The following is an 18,969-nucleotide window of genomic DNA, read 5'->3' as shown; positions in this document are numbered from 1 at the left end:
AGCGGTGTGTCAGTGGCAACTAGGTGGCTGACACTCCGCTATCGCGAGCAGGCTCACTCCTACAGGGGAACGGGTTCATCGTCCGAGATTTAAAAAGCCCCCGCAACTGCGAAGTTGCGGGGGCTTTTTGTGGGGGCGGCTCAGATCACTCTTCGGCGACCGAGTCCTTGCTCTGGCGCTTCTCGATCAAATCCACCAAACGCTTGGCCAGCGCCGGGTAGTTCTCGTCGAAGTGGTGGCCGCCAGGCAGTTTCACCGCTTCACCGACTGCGGTTTTGTCCGTGCAGCCACTCTCATCCGTCTCTTCTTCACCATAGATGCACACGACCTTGGCCGGTGGCAGCTTGGCCATTTCCGGGCCGGTGGCGGCTTCTTTGCCGGCGTTACCCAGCCAGCCTTCGACTTCGATTTCGAAGCTGCCGGTGCGGGCGAAGGCCAGCAGGATGATCGCGTCGACGCGTTGCTGCTCGGTGTCCGGCAAGCGGTTGTAGATCGCTGGCAGAACGTCAGCACCGAACGAGTAGCCGGTGAGGATGAAGCGTTTGGTGCCCCATTTCTGCCGGTAGTGCTGCATCAGTTCGGTCAGGTCCAGTGCGCTTTGTTCCGGACTCTTGTGCTGCCAGTAGTAGCGCAGGGTGTCGATGCCGACCACCGGGTAACCGATCTTGGCCATTTCACCGGCCACGTCGCGGTCGAGGTCGCGCCAGCCGCCGTCACCGGAGAGGAACAAGGTCACGGTGTCTTTGGCTTGGCCGGCCGGCACTTCAACCACCGGGATCGCCAGACCGCCGTTGGCCTTGTCGCCGCCGACGAGGATTTTGCGCAGCTCGTTGTTCAGCACTTGCGGCAGGTTGATGTCGTAGTCGCTGATGCTGGTTTCGGCGTTCGGTTGATCGCGCACGAAACCTGCGCTGGCGTCGTCCGGGTTGTCGTTCCACGCTGCCAGCCAGTGGCCGTGGGCGGCGGATTTTGGCAGCAGGTGGGTGCAGCCACCTTTTTCCAGAGCGAGGTCGACGGAAATGGCCTGGGCCTTGTCGTCTTTCTGTTCCGACAACCAGCGCCAGGCCAGCACAGCGCCCGGGCCGATACCGCTGACCAGGGTGGCGGGGCCATTCAGTTCACGCAGACCCGATTGCAGGGCGCGGCTTTGCAGCAGGCAGTCCTTGGGCAGAATCACCTGAACAATCTGCGCCGAAGCGCTGCGGCTCAGGGTGGTCAGTTGTTTTTCAGAGAGTTTCTGGTCGTCGTTGACTGCTACCAGCACCTGCGCCTTGGGCTTGGTACCCGGGATGACTCGTGTCATGGCGGCGCCATCGGTCGGGGTCAGCTGTTCTACGGTCGGTTCCGGTGCCGGACGTTTGAGGTACCAGAAACCGCCGCCGGCAATCACGGCCAGCACGATCAGTGCGGCCAGGATGTACTTCAGGGAGCGTTGAATCATCAGCGTTTCACCAATCCAGTCAAGCCGCCCGCGATCAGGGCAGCAGTGTCGGCCAGCGCCACCAACGGATCGAGTCCGGCGGGCACGGCCATATAACGGGGTTCCCAGTCAGGCTGGAACTTGTCTTTGAAGCGGCGCAAGCCTTGGAAGTTGTACAGCTGCTCACCACGGCGGAAAACCATCGAGCCCAGACGCTGGGTCAGCGGTGCACCACGGCGGGGTTGCAACCCCGACAACGGCACCATGCCCAGGCTGAAGCGCGCATATCCGTGACTCTTATAGTGTTGAATCAGGCCGACCATCATGAATTCCATGGTCAGCTTCGGCGCATCCGGGTGCGCGCGCATCAGGTCGAGACTGGCCAGGTCATGGCTATAAGTTTCGAGCAGGTTGGCGAACGCCACCGGGCGACCTTCGAAGCGAATCACCGCGATGCGGAAATGCTTCAGGTAATCGTCGCTGAAGCGGCCGAGGGAGAAGCCTTTCTCACGCACGTTCTTGCCAGTCAGCCACGCGTCGGAAATCACTTTCAGCTCATCCATCGGCGCCTGGCCGGGCTCATGGATCTCCAGCGACAAGCCATCGCGGGTGCCACGGTTCCAGGTGTAACGCAGGTCCTTCATCTCTTTGCCCTTGGCTTCCAGGTCAAAGCGCAGCAGATCGACCCGGGCTTCTTCGCCGAGTTTGATCGCGGTCAGGCCGATGTCCATGTAGTACGGCAGGTTCTCCGCGCGCACTTGGTAGAACACCGGGCGAGCGTGGTGAATGTCACAGAGGTCGCGGAACTGCCAGATCATCTCGGCGCGTTGCTGGCCGGGGCCGATCGGGTCGTACAGCGCCACCAGGCTGCGGCCACGGCGCGCGTACATCAGGAACGCTTCGTCGTTCTGGTGAAACAGCAGCGCCTTGTCACCGGTCAGCGCCAGGCCACCGTCGGGTTGCGACGAGGCCATCAGGATCTTTGCTGCGCGATCGAGTTCGTCAGGCGTTGGCAGGTGAATGACCGGGCGTGCGGTGCGCAGCAGCCAGGTCAGCGCGATCACCAGCAACAGCACAGCAGCGCCGAGCAGCGAACGCAGGCCACGCGGTGCGTCAGCATCAAGAGTGAACTGCCACCACAGCTGATGGCTGTAAGGCACGTCTTGATAGGCGAACAGCAGCAGCCACGTCGATGCACCGAGGACGCACAGACTGGCCACCAGATACAGCGGCGAGAACGGCAGTTCGGTCAGACGACTCGGGCGATAGAACGAGCGACGGAACACTCCGAGCAGCGCAGCCGTCAGGGTCATCAGCGTCGCTTCTTCCCAGTCGAAGCCCTTAAGCAGCGAGAGCAGGGCGCCGACCAACAGCAGAATGGTGGTGAGCATCCACGCGGCGGACAGGCGACGACGCAGGCCCTGGGCGAGCATCAGGCACAGTACGCCGATCAGGCTGGCGCCGAAGTGCGAAGCGTCGACCAGACGATGCGGGATCAGAAAGCCGATGTGCTCCAGACGTGTGTCGATCTCGGGAGTGGCGCCGGAAAACAGCAGCACCACACCGGACAAGAACACCAGCACCGCCAGAATCGGCGCGGCCAGACCAGACGCCGCGCGCATGGTCTGAGTCTGAAACAGGCGCTGACCTTCATTGATCAGCAGGAATACGCAGGCGACCAGCAGCGGCAACACCACGTAGATCAGGCGATACAGCAGCAGCGCCGCGGCCAGTGGTGCGGCACCGAGCTTGTCGGCGAAAGCGGCCAGCAGAATCGCTTCGAACACACCGACGCCGCCGGGTACGTGGCTGAGTACGCCGGCAGCCAATGCCAGCAGGTACACCAACAGGAACGCACCAAACGGTGGCGCTTCCGGCAGCAACAGATACAGAACGGTGGCGGCAGCCGCAACGTCGAGGGCGGTAATGATCAGTTGCAGGAAAGTCAGGCGACGCCCCGGCAAGCGCAACGTGCGGCGGCCAACCCTGACCAGCAGGTTGTCGCGCAACGGTTGTTCCGGCAGGCGCCGACGGTAGATGCCGATAGCCAGTACTGCGCCAAGCGCCAGCACGACAGCGGCAACGGTGCCGAGCAGGCCTTCGGATAATCCCAGCGCCTGCGAGGCAGCAGGCAGGTCGCTCAGCGTTGCCAGTGCAGCCAGCGGCGGCAAGGCGCAGCCCAGCGACAAACTGGCGAACAAGGTCATGTGCGCGACTTCCGACGCCCCCAGACCCAGTCGTGCATATAAACGGTAGCGAACCGAGCCACCGGACAGCAGCGACAGACCGATCGCATTGCCAATCGCAAACGCGGTGAAGCCGCCCAGCGCCAATGTGCGCGGTGGCAGGGTCACGCCGGCATAGCGGCTGGCCGACCATTCGTAGCCCAAGAGAATAATGAAACCGACCACGGTCGCGCCGAACGCACCGAGCAGGGCGGGTTTCGGCACGTCGAGAATCGAGTCGTGCAGTGCATCGAGATCGAGTTCGGCGAGCAGATGACGACAGGCAATCAGCGCAATGGCGAACAGCAGCAAAGTCACCGCCAGACCAATCGGTTGCCGGTATTTGCTCAACCGATCCAGCAAGCGCAAACGCTCGGGTTTGATCGGATGTTCCGCTGTGACGGTGTCTTGTGGATCAGACGAGTTGGCGCGCATCAATCACCTCTTGGATTGTGCGCGACAGGATGGAGGTATCCAGCCAAGTTACCAATCCCTGTAGAAAAAAATAATCACAAAATACTACGCCTCTCACCGGGTATCGGCGAGGGCAGTTCCTGGATTGCAGACGTCTTGCCTGCGACTCAAGCATAGTCGCAAGTCAGTACCTCTGAAGATCCCAAGCGGTTCACTGCACAGTGACAGATCATTGTTGCGAAAGGACTTTTTCAACAGATACAAAAAAGGCCACTCTTTCGAGTAGCCTTTTTTGATGTTTGGTTGCGGGAGCCGGATTTGAACCGACGACCTTCGGGTTATGAGCCCGACGAGCTACCAGACTGCTCCATCCCGCGTCTGTGTGGCGGCATTCTACAGACGAACGACGGGGTGTCAACCGCTAATCCCGGAAAGGGTCAAATAAGTGTGAAATAGCGTCAAACGGTCGCAGGGGGGAAGTTAAGTTTCGGAAATGCAAAGAATTCCTGTTTGGCGATCGCTTCTTTATAAGAAGAGGAAATCGACAAAACAGACGCGCACAAAAAAGGCCACTCTTTCGAGTAGCCTTTTTTGATGTTTGGTTGCGGGAGCCGGATTTGAACCGACGACCTTCGGGTTATGAGCCCGACGAGCTACCAGACTGCTCCATCCCGCGTCTGTGTGTCGGCATTCTACAGAGGAACGCCGGGGTGTCAACCCGCAATCTGGATAAAATCTGTTGAGGTTCAATCGGTTAGCGTCTTTTCTCGGGTGTTTTTTGCGCTGCAGGGCAGGTGGAGCAAGGCTTTCAGCTCTATTGGAGGCCTCTCGTCGATTGATAAAATAAATTCAACAGACATTTCCTACCGCCTGGAAAGAAGATTCATACCACTGGTGCTATATACAGGTGTCAGTGAGATACTGCCGGTCCGGCTTGCCACATTCCCTTTTCTGACATGACTCAGCGAAAAATCATCCACATTGACTGCGATTGCTTTTACGCCGCCATAGAGATGCGCGATGACCCGCGCCTGGCCGGCAAGCCGTTGGCGGTGGGCGGTTCGGCGGACCGGCGTGGGGTGATCGCCACCTGCAACTATGAAGCGCGCGCGTATGGCGTGCGTTCGGCGATGGCCTCGGGGCATGCCTTGAAGCTGTGTCCGGACCTGACCATCGTCAAGCCGCGAATGGATGCGTATCGCGAGGCTTCGAAAGAGATTCATACGATTTTTGCCGATTACACCGACCTGATCGAGCCGTTGTCGCTGGATGAGGCCTATCTGGACGTCTCGGACAGCGCGCATTTTGGCGGCAGCGCTACACGGATCGCCCAGGACATCCGCCGACGCGTTTCCAATCAATTGCACATCACCGTTTCCGCTGGCGTAGCGCCGAACAAGTTTCTGGCGAAGATCGCCAGCGACTGGAAAAAGCCCAACGGGTTGTTTGTGATCACGCCGGATCAGGTCGAGGACTTCGTCAGCGGTTTGCCGGTGAGCAAGTTGCACGGCGTCGGCAAGGTCACCGCCGACAAGCTCGGCAAGCTCGGCATCGTCGATTGCTCACAATTGCGCGAGTGGGACAAATTGGCCCTGGTGCGTGAATTCGGCAGCTTTGGCGAGCGACTGTGGAGCCTCGCCCGTGGGATCGATGACCGGTTGGTGCACAACGACAGTCGGCGTCAGTCAATCAGTGTGGAAAATACTTACGACGTCGATCTGCCGGACCTGCGCAGCTGCCTCGACAAACTGCCAGAGCTGCTGGAAACCCTGAAAACCCGTATGGCGCGGATCGACAGCAGCTATCGGCCGGGCAAGCCGTTCGTCAAAGTGAAGTTTCATGACTTTACCCAGACGACGCTGGAGCAGGCCGGGGCAGGGCGGGATCTGGGCAGTTATCAGTTGATGCTGACACAGGCGTTCAATCGCGGCGGGAAACCGGTGCGGTTGTTGGGGGTTGGGGTAAGGCTGGAGGACTTGCGCGGCGGGTTTGAGCAGATGGAGTTGTTCGAGCGGTAGATTTGCGGTGTCTGTCAGGGCCTCTTCGCGAGCAGGCTCGCTCCTACATTGAAATGCGTTCCAATGTAGGAGTGAGCCTGCTCGCGATTGGCTTTAATTCGGTCCTGGATCCGCCACCAATCGTCCGGCATCCTTGGTCAACGACTTGAGAAACTCAGTCTGTAACTCAGGATCGTTGCGCGTCAGTTCGATCAGGCTTTGTTCCAGTTCGCTGGCTTCTTCTTCCAGACCCAGTTCTGACAGACGTTTGACCCGATGCACCCACTGGCTCACTTCGTCGTCTTCCAGATCGTCGTAGATCAGCCCGTGCGCTTCCAGCAATTTGCCACGCAGATGACTGCTGATCATCAGCGATGAGTCCGAGTGCACGTCATCCTTGGCGTCTTCGACACTGATCTGCAATTTGCCGACATGATTGAGATCATTTTCGGCAAACGGGCTGTCGAGCAGGTTCAGACGCAGCACACCGTTACGATCGGTGGTCATGTCAAAGGTCTGCTTGCCAGCCTTGACCTGCACCGGGCGCTCGCTCCATGGCAGGCTCGAATACTCCGTGCGCTTGTCGCGCTGGACTTCATCGATACCGGCGAGGTTCTGTTGCGCGCGACCGTTGGACTGCACGTTCATGAACGGGTTGAGCCCGGCAAAACCGTAGCTCAGCCAGTCTTTGGTCACGCTGTCCGGCAAATTGCCGAGGGCAAACACGTTGACCACGTTCGCGCCGACGCCACCGACTACGGCCACCGCGCCCAGCGGAATCTCGTAGACCTCCCGCCAAGGCTGATAGGGCGTGTAGCGATCGTAGCGACGCGTCACTTCGAACTCGGTGACTTCGAAAGTCTTCTGTTCGTTGATCTTCACGCGTCGCTGCGGCAGCTCTAGCTCCTTAGGCTCACCGACATCAATCTGCAGGCTATGGTCGAGCAACTTTCGCTCGACCCGCTCTTCGTGCTCGCTGCGTTGTGACATGTGATTGGCACAGCCGCTGACCAGCAGGGCACCGCACAGGGCGGTGCCTCCGAGGCCTAAGGTGTTTCGCTTGAACATGACGTCTCTATCTGGTTTCAGCGGCGGATACGGGCCTGCAGGAAGGACAATACGTCGGCCACCGGCAATGCTTGCGCTTCGCCTTCGGTACGGCTCTTGTATTCCAGGTTGCCTTCGGCGAGGCCGCGGTCGCTGACCACGATCCGGTGAGGAATGCCGATCAGCTCCATGTCCGCGAACTTGATGCCCGGGCTGGTTTTCTTGTCGCGATCGTCCAGCAGCACTTCGAAGCCGGCCGCCGTCAGTTCGGCGTACAGCTTGTCGGTGGCTTCGCGGACCTGCTCGGTTTCATAGCGCAGCGGTACCAGAGCGATCTGGAACGGCGCCAGGGTGTCGCTCCAGATGATGCCGTTTTCGTCGTTGTTCTGCTCGATGGCCGCAGCCACCACGCGGGACACGCCGATGCCGTAGCAACCCATTTCCAGGGTGACTGGCTTGCCGTTCTCGCCCAGCACTTCGCACTTCATCGCCTTGCTGTACTTGTTGCCCAACTGGAAGATGTGCCCGACTTCGATGCCGCGCTTGATTTCCAGCGTGCCTTTGCCGTCCGGGCTTGGGTCACCGGCGACCACGTTACGCAGGTCAGCCACGGTCGGAACGGGCAGGTCACGCTCCCAGTTCACGCCGAAGTAGTGCTTGTCGTCGATGTTCGCGCCGATACCGAAGTCGCTCATCAGCTCGACCGAGCGGTCGATGATGATTGGCAGCGGCAGGTTCAGCGGGCCGAGCGAACCGGCGCCGGCGCCGATGGCGTCACGCAGTTCGGCGTCGGTGGCCATGACCAGCGGGCTGGCCACGCCTGGTTGCTGGGCAGCCTTGATTTCGTTGAGTTCGTGGTCGCCACGAATCACCAGCGCGATCAGCTTGCCTTCTTCTTCGGCGCGCACGATCAGGGTCTTGATGGTCTTTTCAATCGGCAGATTGAATTTCTCCACCAGCGCCGCGATGGTTTTGGTGTCTGGTGTATCGACCAGGCGCAGCTCTTCGGTCGCAGCAGCGCGCGAAGTTTCGCGTGGCACGGCTTCGGCTTTTTCGATGTTCGCTGCGTAGTCGGAACCGTTGCTGAAGACGATGTCGTCTTCGCCGGACTCGGCCAGTACGTGGAATTCGTGCGAACCAGCGCCACCGATCGAACCGTTGTCGGCTTCCACCGGACGGAATTTCAGACCCAGGCGCGTGAAGATGTTGCAGTACGCTTCATGCATACGGTCGTAGGTGATCTGCAACGACGCCTGATCAGCGTGGAAGGAGTACGAGTCCTTCATGATGAATTCGCGGCCGCGCATCAAACCGAAGCGTGGGCGGATTTCGTCACGGAACTTGGTCTGGATCTGGTACAGGTTGATCGGCAGCTGTTTGTAGCTGCTCAACTCGTTGCGCATCAGATCAGTGATCACTTCTTCATGGGTCGGGCCCGCACAGAAGTCGCGACCGTGGCGGTCTTTGATGCGCAGCAGCTCAGGGCCGTATTCTTCCCAGCGCCCCGATTCCTGCCACAGCTCGGCCGGTTGGGTGCTCGGCATCAACACTTCCAGAGAGCCGGCAGCGTTCATTTCTTCACGAACGATGGCTTCAACCTTGCGCATGACTCGCAGGCCCATGGGCAGCCAGGTGTACAGGCCCGAGGCGAGTTTGCGGATCATGCCGGCGCGCAGCATCAGCTGGTGGCTGATCACGACCGCGTCGGAAGGCGTTTCTTTCTGTGTGGCGAGCAAAAATTGACTGGTGCGCATGGTTGGCCGTTGTCGGTTGCTATGACTGGAAATGACTCCGCAGTGTACCGGCGAGTTTTGCCGACGTACAGGCGTGAGGTCAGTGGGGAGGCACGACGGCGGGATTCCTCCCGCCGTTGCCGAAACGTCTTACGATTCTTCTGCGACCGGCGTCGGCACAGGCTCGGGCGTTGGCGTCGGGCCTTCGCGGCGGCTTTCCTGAAACCAGTGCAGGGCGATCAACACCAGCGTCGGCACGCCGAGCAGGGCGGTGATCAGGAAGAAGCTGTGATAGCCAAACTTCTCGACCAAGACCCCGGAATAGCCGCCCATCAGGCGCGGCAACAGCAGCATGATCGAGCTGAGCAAAGCGTATTGGGTGGCTGAGAACTTCAGGTTGGTCAGGCTCGACAGGTAAGCAACGAATGCCGACGTCGCCAGGCCCGAGCTGAAGTTGTCGAGGGAAATGGTCACCACCAGCATCTGCAGGTTCGGGCCCATGTCAGCGAGCATCACGAACAGCAGGTTGGTGGCTGCGGAAGCGACGCCGCCAATGAACAAAATCGGCAGAATGCCAAAACGCACGATCAGCAGGCCGCCCATACCGGCGCCAACCAGCGTCATGATCAAGCCGAAAATCTTGCTGACGCTGGCAATCTGATCCTTGGTGAAACCCTGGTCGATGTAGAACACGTTGGCCATGACGCCCATTACCGTGTCCGACATCCGATAGGTGGCGATCAGACCCAGTAACAGAAACGCCTGCCAGCGATAACGCAGGATGAAGTCATTGACCGGGGTCAGCACCGGTGCGAGGCCGCGACGGCCCATGGTCGACAGACACAGACCGGTCAGCAGCGTATAGAGAATCGCGCGCAGGAAGGCACGATCTTCGAGCAGCAGGTCGAGCGGGCTCATGCCGCCGAACAGCACGCTGGCGAAATCAGTGTTGTAGAGCTGGGTGAACATCGCCGGTACCGAGACCAGCAAGACAATCAGCACAAACACCGACATCAGTTGATGCATAAAGGTGTAGCGCCCGGCCTGCAACTGTGTACGCAGTGGCACTGGCGGCTCGCGCATGAACAGCGTGGTCAGCAGCGCGGGAATCATCAGAGCGCCGAACAGTGCGTAAGTGCCGGCCCAGGCCGAGTGCTGATAGTTGAAGCCCGTGGAGCCAAAGCCCTCAGCGAAAAACAAGGCACCGGCAGTCGCCAGCAGTGCAGCCACGCGATAACCCGACATGTAACTGGCGGCGAGGGCGGCCTGGCGATTGTCTTCGGCGATTTCCAGGCGATAGGCATCCACCGCGATATCTTGAGTGGCGGAGGCGAAAGCGACGACGACTGCAATGGCGATCAGCCAGGACAGATGTTTCTGCGGATCGCAGAAACCCATGCCGATCAGGCCGAGAATCACCAAGGCTTGCGAGAGCACCAGCCACGAACGGCGACGGCCGAGTTTGCCCAGCAACGGCAGACGCCATTGGTCGAGCAAAGGTGACCAGACCCATTTGAACGCATAGGCCAGGCCGATCAGGCTGGCGTAGCCGATGGTTTCACGGGCGACACCGGCTTCACGCAGCCAGACGGAAAGCGTTGAGAACACCAGCATGTACGGCAGGCCGGCGGCGAAACCGAGCAACAACAGCACGAGCGTCGAAGGACTGGCATAAGCGGCTAGCGCGGCGCGCCAGGTTTTACGGGGCATGGGCTGAAGTCTGCCTCAAGATTGCGGAAACAAAGCGCGCACTCTAACCGCTGTGCTCTACCGGACGCCAGCCATGGCGCTGAATATCCACACGATTGTTCAGGACGGTGATGCCTTCCATGCGCAATCGGGCCCGTTGTTCATCGCCCGATGGGCTGCCCACCGGCAGGCTGATCCGACCGCCGGCGCCCAGCACGCGGTGCCAAGGCAGCTTGGTATCGCCGGGTAACTGACTCAAGGTGCGGCCGACCCAACGGGCGGCGCGCCCCAACCCGGCCAGCTCGGCTAACTGACCATAGCTGACGACTTTGCCTTCGGGCACTTGGGCGAGCGTTGAGTAGAGCGCCGTGCGTCGGATTTGCGCATCGTTTTCAACGCTGTCGAGCGGGTCTTTCACGTACGCGGTTCCTGAGCATGATCAGTTTGATGGCTTGCAGAGTAATCGGTGATCGCGCAGTTGAGAAATGAACTCATCAGAAATAGTCCGGTCAGTCCTTGTCAGGGTCTTATTCCTACGGATAATGCCGACCTTTTTCGCAAACTTGAGCCTTAGATTCGCTTATGTTGTCCAGATCCTTGCTGTGCCTTGCTGTTTTCAGTGCGTCTACGCCCCTGCTTGCCGACACTGTCTGGTTGAAGAACGGTGACAAGTTGAGCGGCACCATCACCGTGTTCGATGGCGGCAAGCTGTTGATCCAGACCAAGTACGCCGGTGCGGTCACCATTGACTGGAAAGAGGTCAAGACTCTGGACAGTGATCAGCACTTGCTGGTCAAGCAGGATGCCTACAGCGGTGAAGTGTCCAAGTCGCTGACCGCCGCCGAAGATGGCAAAGTCACCCTGGCCAACGGTGAAGCGCCGAAAACCGTCGAGCTGGCGAGCATTCAGCAGATTCTCAAGCCGAAACCGGTGGTCGAGGATCTGGTGTGGAAGGGCAATGTCGACCTGGCGTTGGACTATCAGCGCGCCGAGAAGGATACCGATGACTACGATGTCGGTTTCAAGACCTCGGCGCGTCATGGGCGCTGGCGCCACACCGCCGAAGGTGAATACAACCGCGAAGTGCAGGACGACGAAACCACCACTGACAACTGGCGCGCTGAATACGCACTCGACCGCTTCCTGACGGATCAATGGTTCTGGCAGGGTCGCTTGAACTACAAGCGTGATCACATCGAAGAGCTGGCGCGCCAGCGCGTGGTCGGTACCGGTCCTGGCTATCAGTTCTGGGATGACGAGTTGGGTGCGTTCTCGCTGGGCTCGCTGCTTAACCGCACCGATTACGAGTATCGCGATGGCAGCAAGGACAACTTCTATTCCGTTGCGATGAAGTGGGATTACAACCGATACCTGATTGGCAAGAAGGTCGAATTCTTCACCAACGGTGAAGTAGGCAAGCCGCTGTCGGGTGTTGCCGATTACGCGCTGGATGCTGAGTTGGGGCTGCGTTACAAAGTCACCGACTGGGCGTCGCTCAACCTCAAGGCCGAGCGCGACATCATCAGCGGAACCAACGATGCGGATCTGAACAAGACCCGCTACACCGCAGGATTTGGCGTGGCCTGGTAAACCCTTCATAAAAAACGCAGCCTTCGGGCTGCGTTTTTTTTGTGCCTGTACAAAACAGGCGCCCACAAAAAAGCCCCGCTTTTAAGGGCGGGGCTCTTTTCTAAAGAAGCTACAAGTTAGATAACTTGTACTTCTTCAGCTTGCATGCCTTTCTGACCGCGGGTAGCGATGAAAGAAACCTGTTGGCCTTCTTTCAGGCTTTTGAAGCCGTCGGATTGGATAGCTTTGAAGTGAACGAACAGGTCGTCACCGGATTGTGGAGTGATGAAGCCGAAGCCTTTTTCATCGTTGAACCACTTAACGGTACCGGTTTGGCGATTAGACATGGTGTAACTCCTTGAACAAAGATAACTGCGACTCAGGAAGAACCCTGGCCGAGACTGAGTGCAAAGAGCAGGAAAAATTCTTGTAGATGGTTGGATCGAAATTCAACATATCGTGTAGAGATTCTCAGTGACACAAGCAACACAGTGACGCCACCTTAACCCAGTTTCCGAGAAGTGCCAATGCTTCTTGCGAAGGTTTCTCTGTTTTCGGGATCGGCGGTGTGACGGTTCGTCGCCAAACCCAGTATTTCATAGGTGTTCGGCGAGAATTGCAGCCCGCACTTTGAACCCGGCGGCGCGCCCGGTAAGATGCCGGACAGAATTTTTCCACCTCGCTATTCAGGACACCCCCGCCATGAGCATCAAATCGGACAAGTGGATTCGCCGCATGGCGCAGGAACACGGCATGATCGAACCGTTCGTCGAGCGCCAGATGCGCGGCAGCGACGACAGCCGTGTGATCTCCTACGGTGTATCGAGCTATGGCTACGATGTACGTTGCACCAATCACTTCAAGGTGTTCACCAACATCAACTCGTCCATCGTCGATCCGAAAAACTTCGATCCGGGCAGCTTTGTCGACGTCCACAGCGACGTCTGCATCATCCCGCCGAACTCTTTCGCCCTGGCCAGCACCGTCGAATACTTCCGCATTCCACGCAATGTGTTGACCATCTGCCTGGGTAAAAGCACCTATGCGCGTTGCGGCATCATCGTTAACGTCACGCCGCTCGAGCCTGAGTGGGAAGGCCACGTGACGCTGGAGTTCTCCAACACCACCAACCTGCCGGCGAAAATCTACGCCAACGAAGGCGTGGCGCAGATGCTCTTCCTTGAGTCCGACGAGGAGTGTGAAGTGTCCTACAAGGATCGTGGCGGCAAGTACCAGGGCCAGCGCGGCGTGACCTTGCCGCGGACCTGATCGGTCCATCCGACAGATCGCGGGAATTCTTTGGCGGGCAGACACTCTATGGGGTGTACTGCCCGTTTTTGCTTTCGGCAAAACGGGCCTTCGCCGAGGAGTGCCCTATGAAGATCGATCCGCAAATCACTGCCGAACTGGCAAGGCTCGAGCCCAATCAGATTGGCGTATTGGCCTGGTCCTTGTTGGCGCATCCGCCACTGAGCATGGCCGGCGGAATTCCCGGTCAACCCGATCCCGATACCCCTAACGAACAACCGACCGAGCCGGGTGAACCGACGCTTCCGGACGAGCCGCCACCGGCACCGGTTGCCTGATCTGCATTGAAAACGAATGGCCAGTCAGATGAGGTCTGCAAAGACTTCAACTGACTGGCCATATTTCGTTGTCGCCGATGACAAAAATCCTGCAGCTTTCATCCTTCTCGACCGGATAGCCCCCAGTAAAGGCGCCAAATGCCGGCAGCAGGCTCATGCGTTCGCCGAGCCTGAAACACGCCAGGCGCAAACTCTGTCGACCCTTGCCATGTAACCGATAGACCGGGTGCACATGACCCGCCAGCACGTGTCTTTCAGGATGCGGGTCCGGTTCATGCTGCAAGGCGAATGGCCCAAGTAGCAGCGGTTCCGGCACCACCCTGATATTCAGCGATTCGGGCGGATCGCCGGCGCGTTTGTCGTGATTGCCGCGGATCAGCGTCATCGGCAACTCCGCGTGACGCGCACGCCAATGCGCCAGCGCGCCCAGCGTGCCCGGGGCATGAGAGCCGGGCCCGTGGAGGAAATCCCCGAGAAAGATCAATAAGCGGCAGGGCAGCTTTGCCAGCAGCCGGTCAATCACGGCGATGTTGCTCGCCGTGGTGCCATGTGGAACCGGTTGACCAAGACTGCGATAAGCCGCCGCTTTGCCGAAATGCACATCGGCAATCAACAAGACCTGCTGCGCGGGCCAGTACAAGGCTTTCTCCGGCAAGAGCCAAAGCTCTTCACCAGCCAGACGCACCGGGTAGGCCGCATTCATCGGGATTTATCCTTGTCGGCGCTATTCTCCAGATCACCGACCATTCGCCTGATCCGGTCAGCGAGTTTTTCCGAACTCATGCTTTCGCGCATGCGTTCCACCAGCAGCGGAAACCCTAGCGGTGTAGGACGTTTGAGCTGATGCACGTCCAGTTTCATCCCCTTGATCCGCTCCAATGTCTGTTCCAGGCGACGAATATCCAGTTCTTCCCGTAGGACTTCTTCCCCGGCCTGCGCCAGCAACAGATTGTCGGCGTCGTATTGTTTGAACACTTCGAAAAACAGTCCGCTGGACGCCTGCACCTGTCGGGTACTTTTCGGTGCGCCGGGGTAGCCGGCGAAGACCAGCCCGGCAATCCGCGCGATCTCGCGAAAGCGCCGCAGGGCCAGTTCACCGGCGTTCAGGCTGGCCAGAACGTCCGCTAACAAATCATCAGCATTGAAGAGACCGGTATTCAAATACTCGGCCCAGTCGATTGGCGTAGCGCTGAGCAATTCCAGGCCGTAATCGTTCACCGCGATGGAAAACGTCACGGGCTGCCGTTGACTGACGCGCCATGCCAGCAGGCTCGCCAGGCCCAGATGCACTTGGCGCCCGGCAAACGGGTAGAGAAAAAGGTGCCAGCCTTCGCGGGACTTCAATACTTCGGCCAACAGGTTTTCTGTGGTGGGCAAACCCGACCAGCGCATCTGGGTTTCCAGCAACGGTCGCAACGCCTGCATTTCCGGGCCGACAAACTCGCCTTGCGCCGCCGCACTGAAGCGCCTGACCACGGCTTCGGCCAATTCGTTGGAAAGTGGCATCCGCCCTCCATTCCAGCGCGGCACTGCGGCTTTTTTTGCGGTGCTGCGTTTGACGTAGGCGGTCATGTTTTCCACTCGCACCAACTCCAGCAAACGCCCGGCGAACAGAAAACCATCACCCGGTTTAAGCCGCGCAATAAAGCCTTCCTCGACACTGCCCAGCTGTTTACCTCCGCCGCCCTTGCTCCAGAATTTCAGCTGGATGCTGGCATCGCTGACGATCGTGCCGATGCTCATGCGATGACGCCGCGCCAACCGTGCATCGGGCACACGCCAGACGCCGTGCTCGTCCGGCTCGACTCGGCGGTAATCCGGATAGGCTGTCAGAGACATCCCGCCGTGGCGTACGAAAGCCAGCGCCCACGCCCAATCGGCGACTGTCAGGTCGCGATAAGCCCAGGCGCCGCGGACTTCTTCGTACAACTCTTCAGGAATAAACCCACCACCGAGGGCCATGCTGACCAAATGTTGCACCAGCACATCAAGCGGTTTGTGCGGCGACAGGCGCGGTTCTATGCGCCGTTGCTCGACGGCATCGCGGGCAGCGGCTGCTTCGATCAACTCAAGGCTGTGAGTTGGCACCAGCGTTACTCGTGACGTGCGCCCCGGTGCATGGCCGGAGCGCCCGGCACGTTGCATCAAACGCGCGACGCCTTTGGCCGAGCCGATTTGCAGCACGCGCTCGACCGGCAGGAAATCCACGCCCAAGTCCAGGCTTGAGGTGCAGACCACGGCTTTCAAATGGCCGTCCTTCAGGGCTTGCTCGACCCAGTCGCGAGTCTCGCGAGACAGTGAACTGTGATGCAGCGCAATCAACCCAGCCCAGTCCGGCCGCGCCTCCAGCAGCGCCTGATACCAGATTTCCGATTGCGCCCGAGTATTGGTGAACACCAAGCTGCTTGCGCAGGCATCCAGTTCAGCAACGACCTGCGGCAACATCTTCAGACCGATGTGTCCGGCCCACGGAAAACGCTCAATCGCCGGTGGGAGGAGGGTATCGACCTTCAGCGATTTTTCGCTTTGTCCCTGAATGCTGATGCCGCCACCCTGTGGGATCAGCACCTGTTCGGCGTGAGATTGATTACCGAGGGTGGCGGACACGCCCCAGACGATCAGCTCAGGTTGCCAATGCCGCAGGCGGGCGAGGGCCAGTTGCAGTTGCACGCCGCGCTTGTTGCCCAGCAGTTCGTGCCATTCATCGACGACGATCATGCGCAGACTCGACAGCGCGACTTGTGCATCGGCGCGGGCCAGTAACAGCGTCAGGCTTTCCGGGGTGGTGATCAACGTAGTCGGCAGGCGCCGGCTCTGCCGGGCGCGCTCGCTGCTGCTGGTGTCGCCGGTGCGCAGGCCGATGCTCCATGGGATCTGCAAATCATCGACCGGCGCCTGCAAGGCGCGTGCGGTGTCGGCAGCGAGGGCACGCATGGGGGTGATCCACAGGACTGTCAGCGGTTCGGCGGGGGCTTTGCGTTTGCGCGGGGCTTCGACAGGAGGCTGCGAGCGCGCGAAGCGATTAAGTGCCGCGAACCACACGGCATAGGTTTTACCGGCACCGGTGCTGGCATGGAGCAGGCCGGATTCGCCGTTTTTGACCGCCGCCCACACCTGTTTCTGAAAGGCGAACGGCTTCCAGTCGCGGGCGCTGAACCAGATTTTTGCCAGGTCGGGGGATTTCGCCATGCGGGCTGCGCGCGCTCTGGAGGTGTTCTTCCAGAGACCGCACGGCGGGCGGACAAGTTTGATTTTTGTAGACGATGGAAAACGAATGTGTGCGAGCCTGCTCGCGAATGCGGTGTGTCAGCCTACAATTTCTTAACTGACACACCGCTTTCGCGAGCAGGCTCACTCCCACAGGGGGATTGTGTACGGCGTTATTTCAGGTTGCCGCTGAGGAATTGCTTCAGGCGTTCGCTTTTCGGGTTGCCCAGCACATCCTCGGGCGCGCCTTCTTCTTCCACCAAGCCTTGATGCAGGAACAACACCTGGCTGGAGACTTTACGGGCGAAACTCATCTCATGGGTCACCATGATCATGGTCCGGCCTTCCTCGGCCAAACCTTGAATCACCTTCAACACTTCCCCCACCAACTCGGGGTCCAGCGCTGAGGTCGGTTCATCAAACAACATCACCTCCGGCTCCATCGCCAACGCCCGGGCAATCGCCACGCGCTGTTGCTGCCCGCCGGAGAGAAACGCCGGATATTGATCCGCCACTCGCGCCGGCAAGCCGACCTTGTCCAGATAACGCCGCGCACGATCATCGGCTTCCTGTTTGCTGCAACCCAACACACGGCGCGGGGCCATGGTGATGTTTTCCAGCACGGTCATGTGGCTCCACAGGTTGAAATGCTGGAACACCATTGCCAACCGCGTGCGCAAACGTTGCAGTTCATCGGCGTCAGCGACGTGCATGCCGTGGCGGTCGGTGACCATGCGGATCGCCTGGCCATCGAGGCTCATGGCGCCGTCGTTGGGTTGTTCGAGAAAATTGATGCAGCGCAAAAAGGTGCTTTTGCCCGAGCCACTGGCGCCGATCAGGCTGATCACGTCGCCGGTCTTGGCCTTGAGCGACACGCCTTTGAGCACCTGATGGTCGCCATAGCTTTTGTGCAGGCCTTCAACGGTCAGTTTGTACATGGGACAGACATCCTCAAGGCGAAAGTAGGTAGCCGCTGCGATAGGCTTCAGCACCCGCAACATGGGCGATGACCATGCCGGCCGTGGCCATGCGGCGCAGCGAGCGGGCGTACATCACGCCGGCGCTGGTGCAATGAATAGGGGTGATGCGGTCGTTGATCGGGTCGATGATTTCGGCGATCTGCTGCCCGGCTTGCAGGACTTGCCCGGCCGTGGCGGTGTACACCAGCAAGCCGCCGACCGGGGTGGTCACCGGTTCCACACCGGCCAGCGGCGTGGCGGGGAACGGCAACGGTGGCTGCGGTTTGGTTTCGCCGACGATCGCATCGGACTGGATCAGGTAGTCGATCAGCGCCTGGCAGTCGCGGCTGGCCAGCGGATGGGTGACGTCACCCTGGCCGCGCAATTCGACGGTCACCGAGAAACTGCCGAGCGGAATCTCGAAATGTTCGCCGAAGCGCTCCTTCAATTGCCACCACAGCAAAGTGAAGCATTCGTCGAACGACTGGCCGCCGGAATCGGTGGCCAGCAGGCTCGCCTGCGCTTCGATGTAGCGCGCCAGCGGTTCGACCTGCGGCCACGCTTCGGGCGTGGTGTAGAGGTGCACCACCGATTCGAAATCGCAGTGCAAGTCCAGCACCATGTCGGCGTCGCAGGCCAGCCGTTGCAGGATCAGACGCTGGGATTGCAGTTGCGTGCTGGCGGTCTGGCGGGCGAGGGCGTTGCGCAGATGTGTGCGGATCAGTTCGAGGTTGTGCTGCGGATCGTCATTCAGCTTGCCCTCGATGGCGTTGCCGATCTCTTCGCTGAGATCGACGAACCAGCGATTGAAGTTCTGCCCGCTCTCCAGTTCGTAGCGGCCCAGCGGCACGTCCATCAGCACTTGTTCGAGGCCGACCGGGTTGGCCACTGGCACCAGCACGATTTCGCTGCGCAGGCGCCCGGCGGCTTCCAGCTCGGCCAGACGCTGCTTGAGGTGCCAGGCGACGAGCATGCCGGGCAGTTCATCCGCATGCAGCGAAGACTGGATGTAGACCTTGCCCTTGGCCTGCTCCGGGCCGAAGTGGAAGCTGTGGATCTGTCGTGCGGTCCCCGGCAGCGGGGCCAGCAAGTCATGGATCAGGTGGCGCATTTGCAGGGTTGT

Annotated in this window: 15 protein-coding genes and 2 tRNA genes; 4 read left to right on the top strand and 13 right to left on the bottom strand. The window is 59.8% G+C overall.

The features are described from left to right. Positions 1-145: 145 nt before the first annotated feature. The 4 genes from KBP52_RS12185 to KBP52_RS12170 form a co-directional block, all read right to left on the bottom strand. Positions 146-1,441 carry an AcvB/VirJ family lysyl-phosphatidylglycerol hydrolase gene (locus tag KBP52_RS12185; RefSeq protein WP_123594846.1) on the bottom strand — a complete coding sequence of 432 codons (1,296 nt, stop codon included), beginning with the start codon at positions 1,439-1,441 and terminating at the stop codon, positions 146-148. Beyond that, positions 1,441-4,080, bottom strand: coding sequence for a bifunctional lysylphosphatidylglycerol flippase/synthetase MprF (gene mprF, locus KBP52_RS12180; RefSeq protein ID WP_077571382.1), 2,640 nt, complete (start codon positions 4,078-4,080; stop codon positions 1,441-1,443). Before mprF ends, KBP52_RS12185 begins: the two co-directional genes overlap by 1 nt. Before the next feature lie 279 nt (positions 4,081-4,359). Beyond that, a tRNA-Met gene (locus tag KBP52_RS12175) sits at positions 4,360-4,436 on the bottom strand. 222 nt (positions 4,437-4,658) lie between these two features. Next, a tRNA-Met gene (locus KBP52_RS12170) sits at positions 4,659-4,735 on the bottom strand. 280 nt (positions 4,736-5,015) lie between these two features. Between KBP52_RS12170 and dinB the strand changes: the two genes are divergently transcribed. Further along, complete coding sequence (gene dinB / locus KBP52_RS12165; RefSeq protein WP_064120804.1) at positions 5,016-6,077, top strand: DNA polymerase IV; 1,062 nt, start codon at positions 5,016-5,018, stop codon at positions 6,075-6,077. A 93-nt stretch (positions 6,078-6,170) separates the two neighbouring features. Here dinB and KBP52_RS12160 read toward each other — a convergent pair whose 3' ends face one another. The 4 genes from KBP52_RS12160 to KBP52_RS12145 all read right to left on the bottom strand — a co-directional run bounded on the left by KBP52_RS12160 (position 6,171) and on the right by KBP52_RS12145 (position 10,943). Then, complete coding sequence (locus tag KBP52_RS12160) at positions 6,171-7,124, bottom strand: hypothetical protein (protein ID WP_077571384.1); 954 nt, start codon at positions 7,122-7,124, stop codon at positions 6,171-6,173. A 17-nt stretch (positions 7,125-7,141) separates the two neighbouring features. Then, positions 7,142-8,857 carry a proline--tRNA ligase gene (locus KBP52_RS12155; protein ID WP_034154951.1) on the bottom strand — a complete coding sequence of 572 codons (1,716 nt, stop codon included), beginning with the start codon at positions 8,855-8,857 and terminating at the stop codon, positions 7,142-7,144. 129 nt (positions 8,858-8,986) lie between these two features. After that, positions 8,987-10,546: an AmpG family muropeptide MFS transporter gene (locus KBP52_RS12150; protein WP_077571386.1), complete on the bottom strand. Its 1,560-nt coding sequence runs from the start codon at positions 10,544-10,546 to the stop codon at positions 8,987-8,989. 43 nt (positions 10,547-10,589) lie between these two features. Beyond that, complete coding sequence (locus KBP52_RS12145; RefSeq protein WP_016985281.1) at positions 10,590-10,943, bottom strand: MGMT family protein; 354 nt, start codon at positions 10,941-10,943, stop codon at positions 10,590-10,592. Positions 10,944-11,107: 164 nt separating this feature from the next. Between KBP52_RS12145 and KBP52_RS12140 the strand changes: the two genes are divergently transcribed. Then, the gene (locus KBP52_RS12140; RefSeq protein ID WP_212622837.1) at positions 11,108-12,115 is read left to right on the top strand and encodes a DUF481 domain-containing protein; all 1,008 of its coding nucleotides are present in this window, start codon (positions 11,108-11,110) and stop codon (positions 12,113-12,115) included. Between the two features lie 116 nt (positions 12,116-12,231). Here KBP52_RS12140 and KBP52_RS12135 read toward each other — a convergent pair whose 3' ends face one another. Beyond that, positions 12,232-12,441 carry a cold-shock protein gene (locus KBP52_RS12135; RefSeq protein WP_002554837.1) on the bottom strand — a complete coding sequence of 70 codons (210 nt, stop codon included), beginning with the start codon at positions 12,439-12,441 and terminating at the stop codon, positions 12,232-12,234. A gap of 355 nt (positions 12,442-12,796) precedes the next feature. On the opposite strand from KBP52_RS12135, the gene dcd reads away from it, so the two are divergent. Together dcd and KBP52_RS12125 are read left to right on the top strand one after the other, a co-directional pair. Next, on the top strand, positions 12,797-13,363 hold the full coding sequence (dcd, locus tag KBP52_RS12130; protein WP_007918616.1) for a dCTP deaminase: 567 nt from the start codon (positions 12,797-12,799) through the stop codon (positions 13,361-13,363). A gap of 107 nt (positions 13,364-13,470) precedes the next feature. After that, complete coding sequence (locus KBP52_RS12125; RefSeq protein WP_007918615.1) at positions 13,471-13,680, top strand: hypothetical protein; 210 nt, start codon at positions 13,471-13,473, stop codon at positions 13,678-13,680. A 46-nt stretch (positions 13,681-13,726) separates the two neighbouring features. Here KBP52_RS12125 and pdeM read toward each other — a convergent pair whose 3' ends face one another. From pdeM to KBP52_RS12105, 4 genes are all read right to left on the bottom strand, one after another. Continuing rightward, positions 13,727-14,383, bottom strand: coding sequence for a ligase-associated DNA damage response endonuclease PdeM (gene pdeM, locus KBP52_RS12120; protein ID WP_077571388.1), 657 nt, complete (start codon positions 14,381-14,383; stop codon positions 13,727-13,729). Next, complete coding sequence (locus tag KBP52_RS12115) at positions 14,380-16,869, bottom strand: ligase-associated DNA damage response DEXH box helicase (RefSeq protein WP_212622836.1); 2,490 nt, start codon at positions 16,867-16,869, stop codon at positions 14,380-14,382. Before KBP52_RS12115 ends, pdeM begins: the two co-directional genes overlap by 4 nt. 191 nt (positions 16,870-17,060) lie before the next feature. Then, a complete protein-coding gene (locus KBP52_RS12110) occupies positions 17,061-17,825 on the bottom strand; it encodes an ATP-binding cassette domain-containing protein (RefSeq protein ID WP_034154958.1) in 765 nt (254 codons plus the stop codon). 13 nt (positions 17,826-17,838) lie between these two features. Then, positions 17,839-18,957 carry a succinylglutamate desuccinylase/aspartoacylase family protein gene (locus tag KBP52_RS12105; RefSeq protein WP_077571390.1) on the bottom strand — a complete coding sequence of 373 codons (1,119 nt, stop codon included), beginning with the start codon at positions 18,955-18,957 and terminating at the stop codon, positions 17,839-17,841. Positions 18,958-18,969: the final 12 nt, after the last annotated feature.

The sequence above is a fragment of the Pseudomonas sp. SCA2728.1_7 genome, from assembly GCF_018138145.1.
Classification (GTDB): Bacteria; Pseudomonadota; Gammaproteobacteria; order Pseudomonadales; family Pseudomonadaceae; genus Aquipseudomonas; species Aquipseudomonas koreensis_A.
This window is presented reverse-complemented; position numbering and strand designations above follow the sequence as displayed.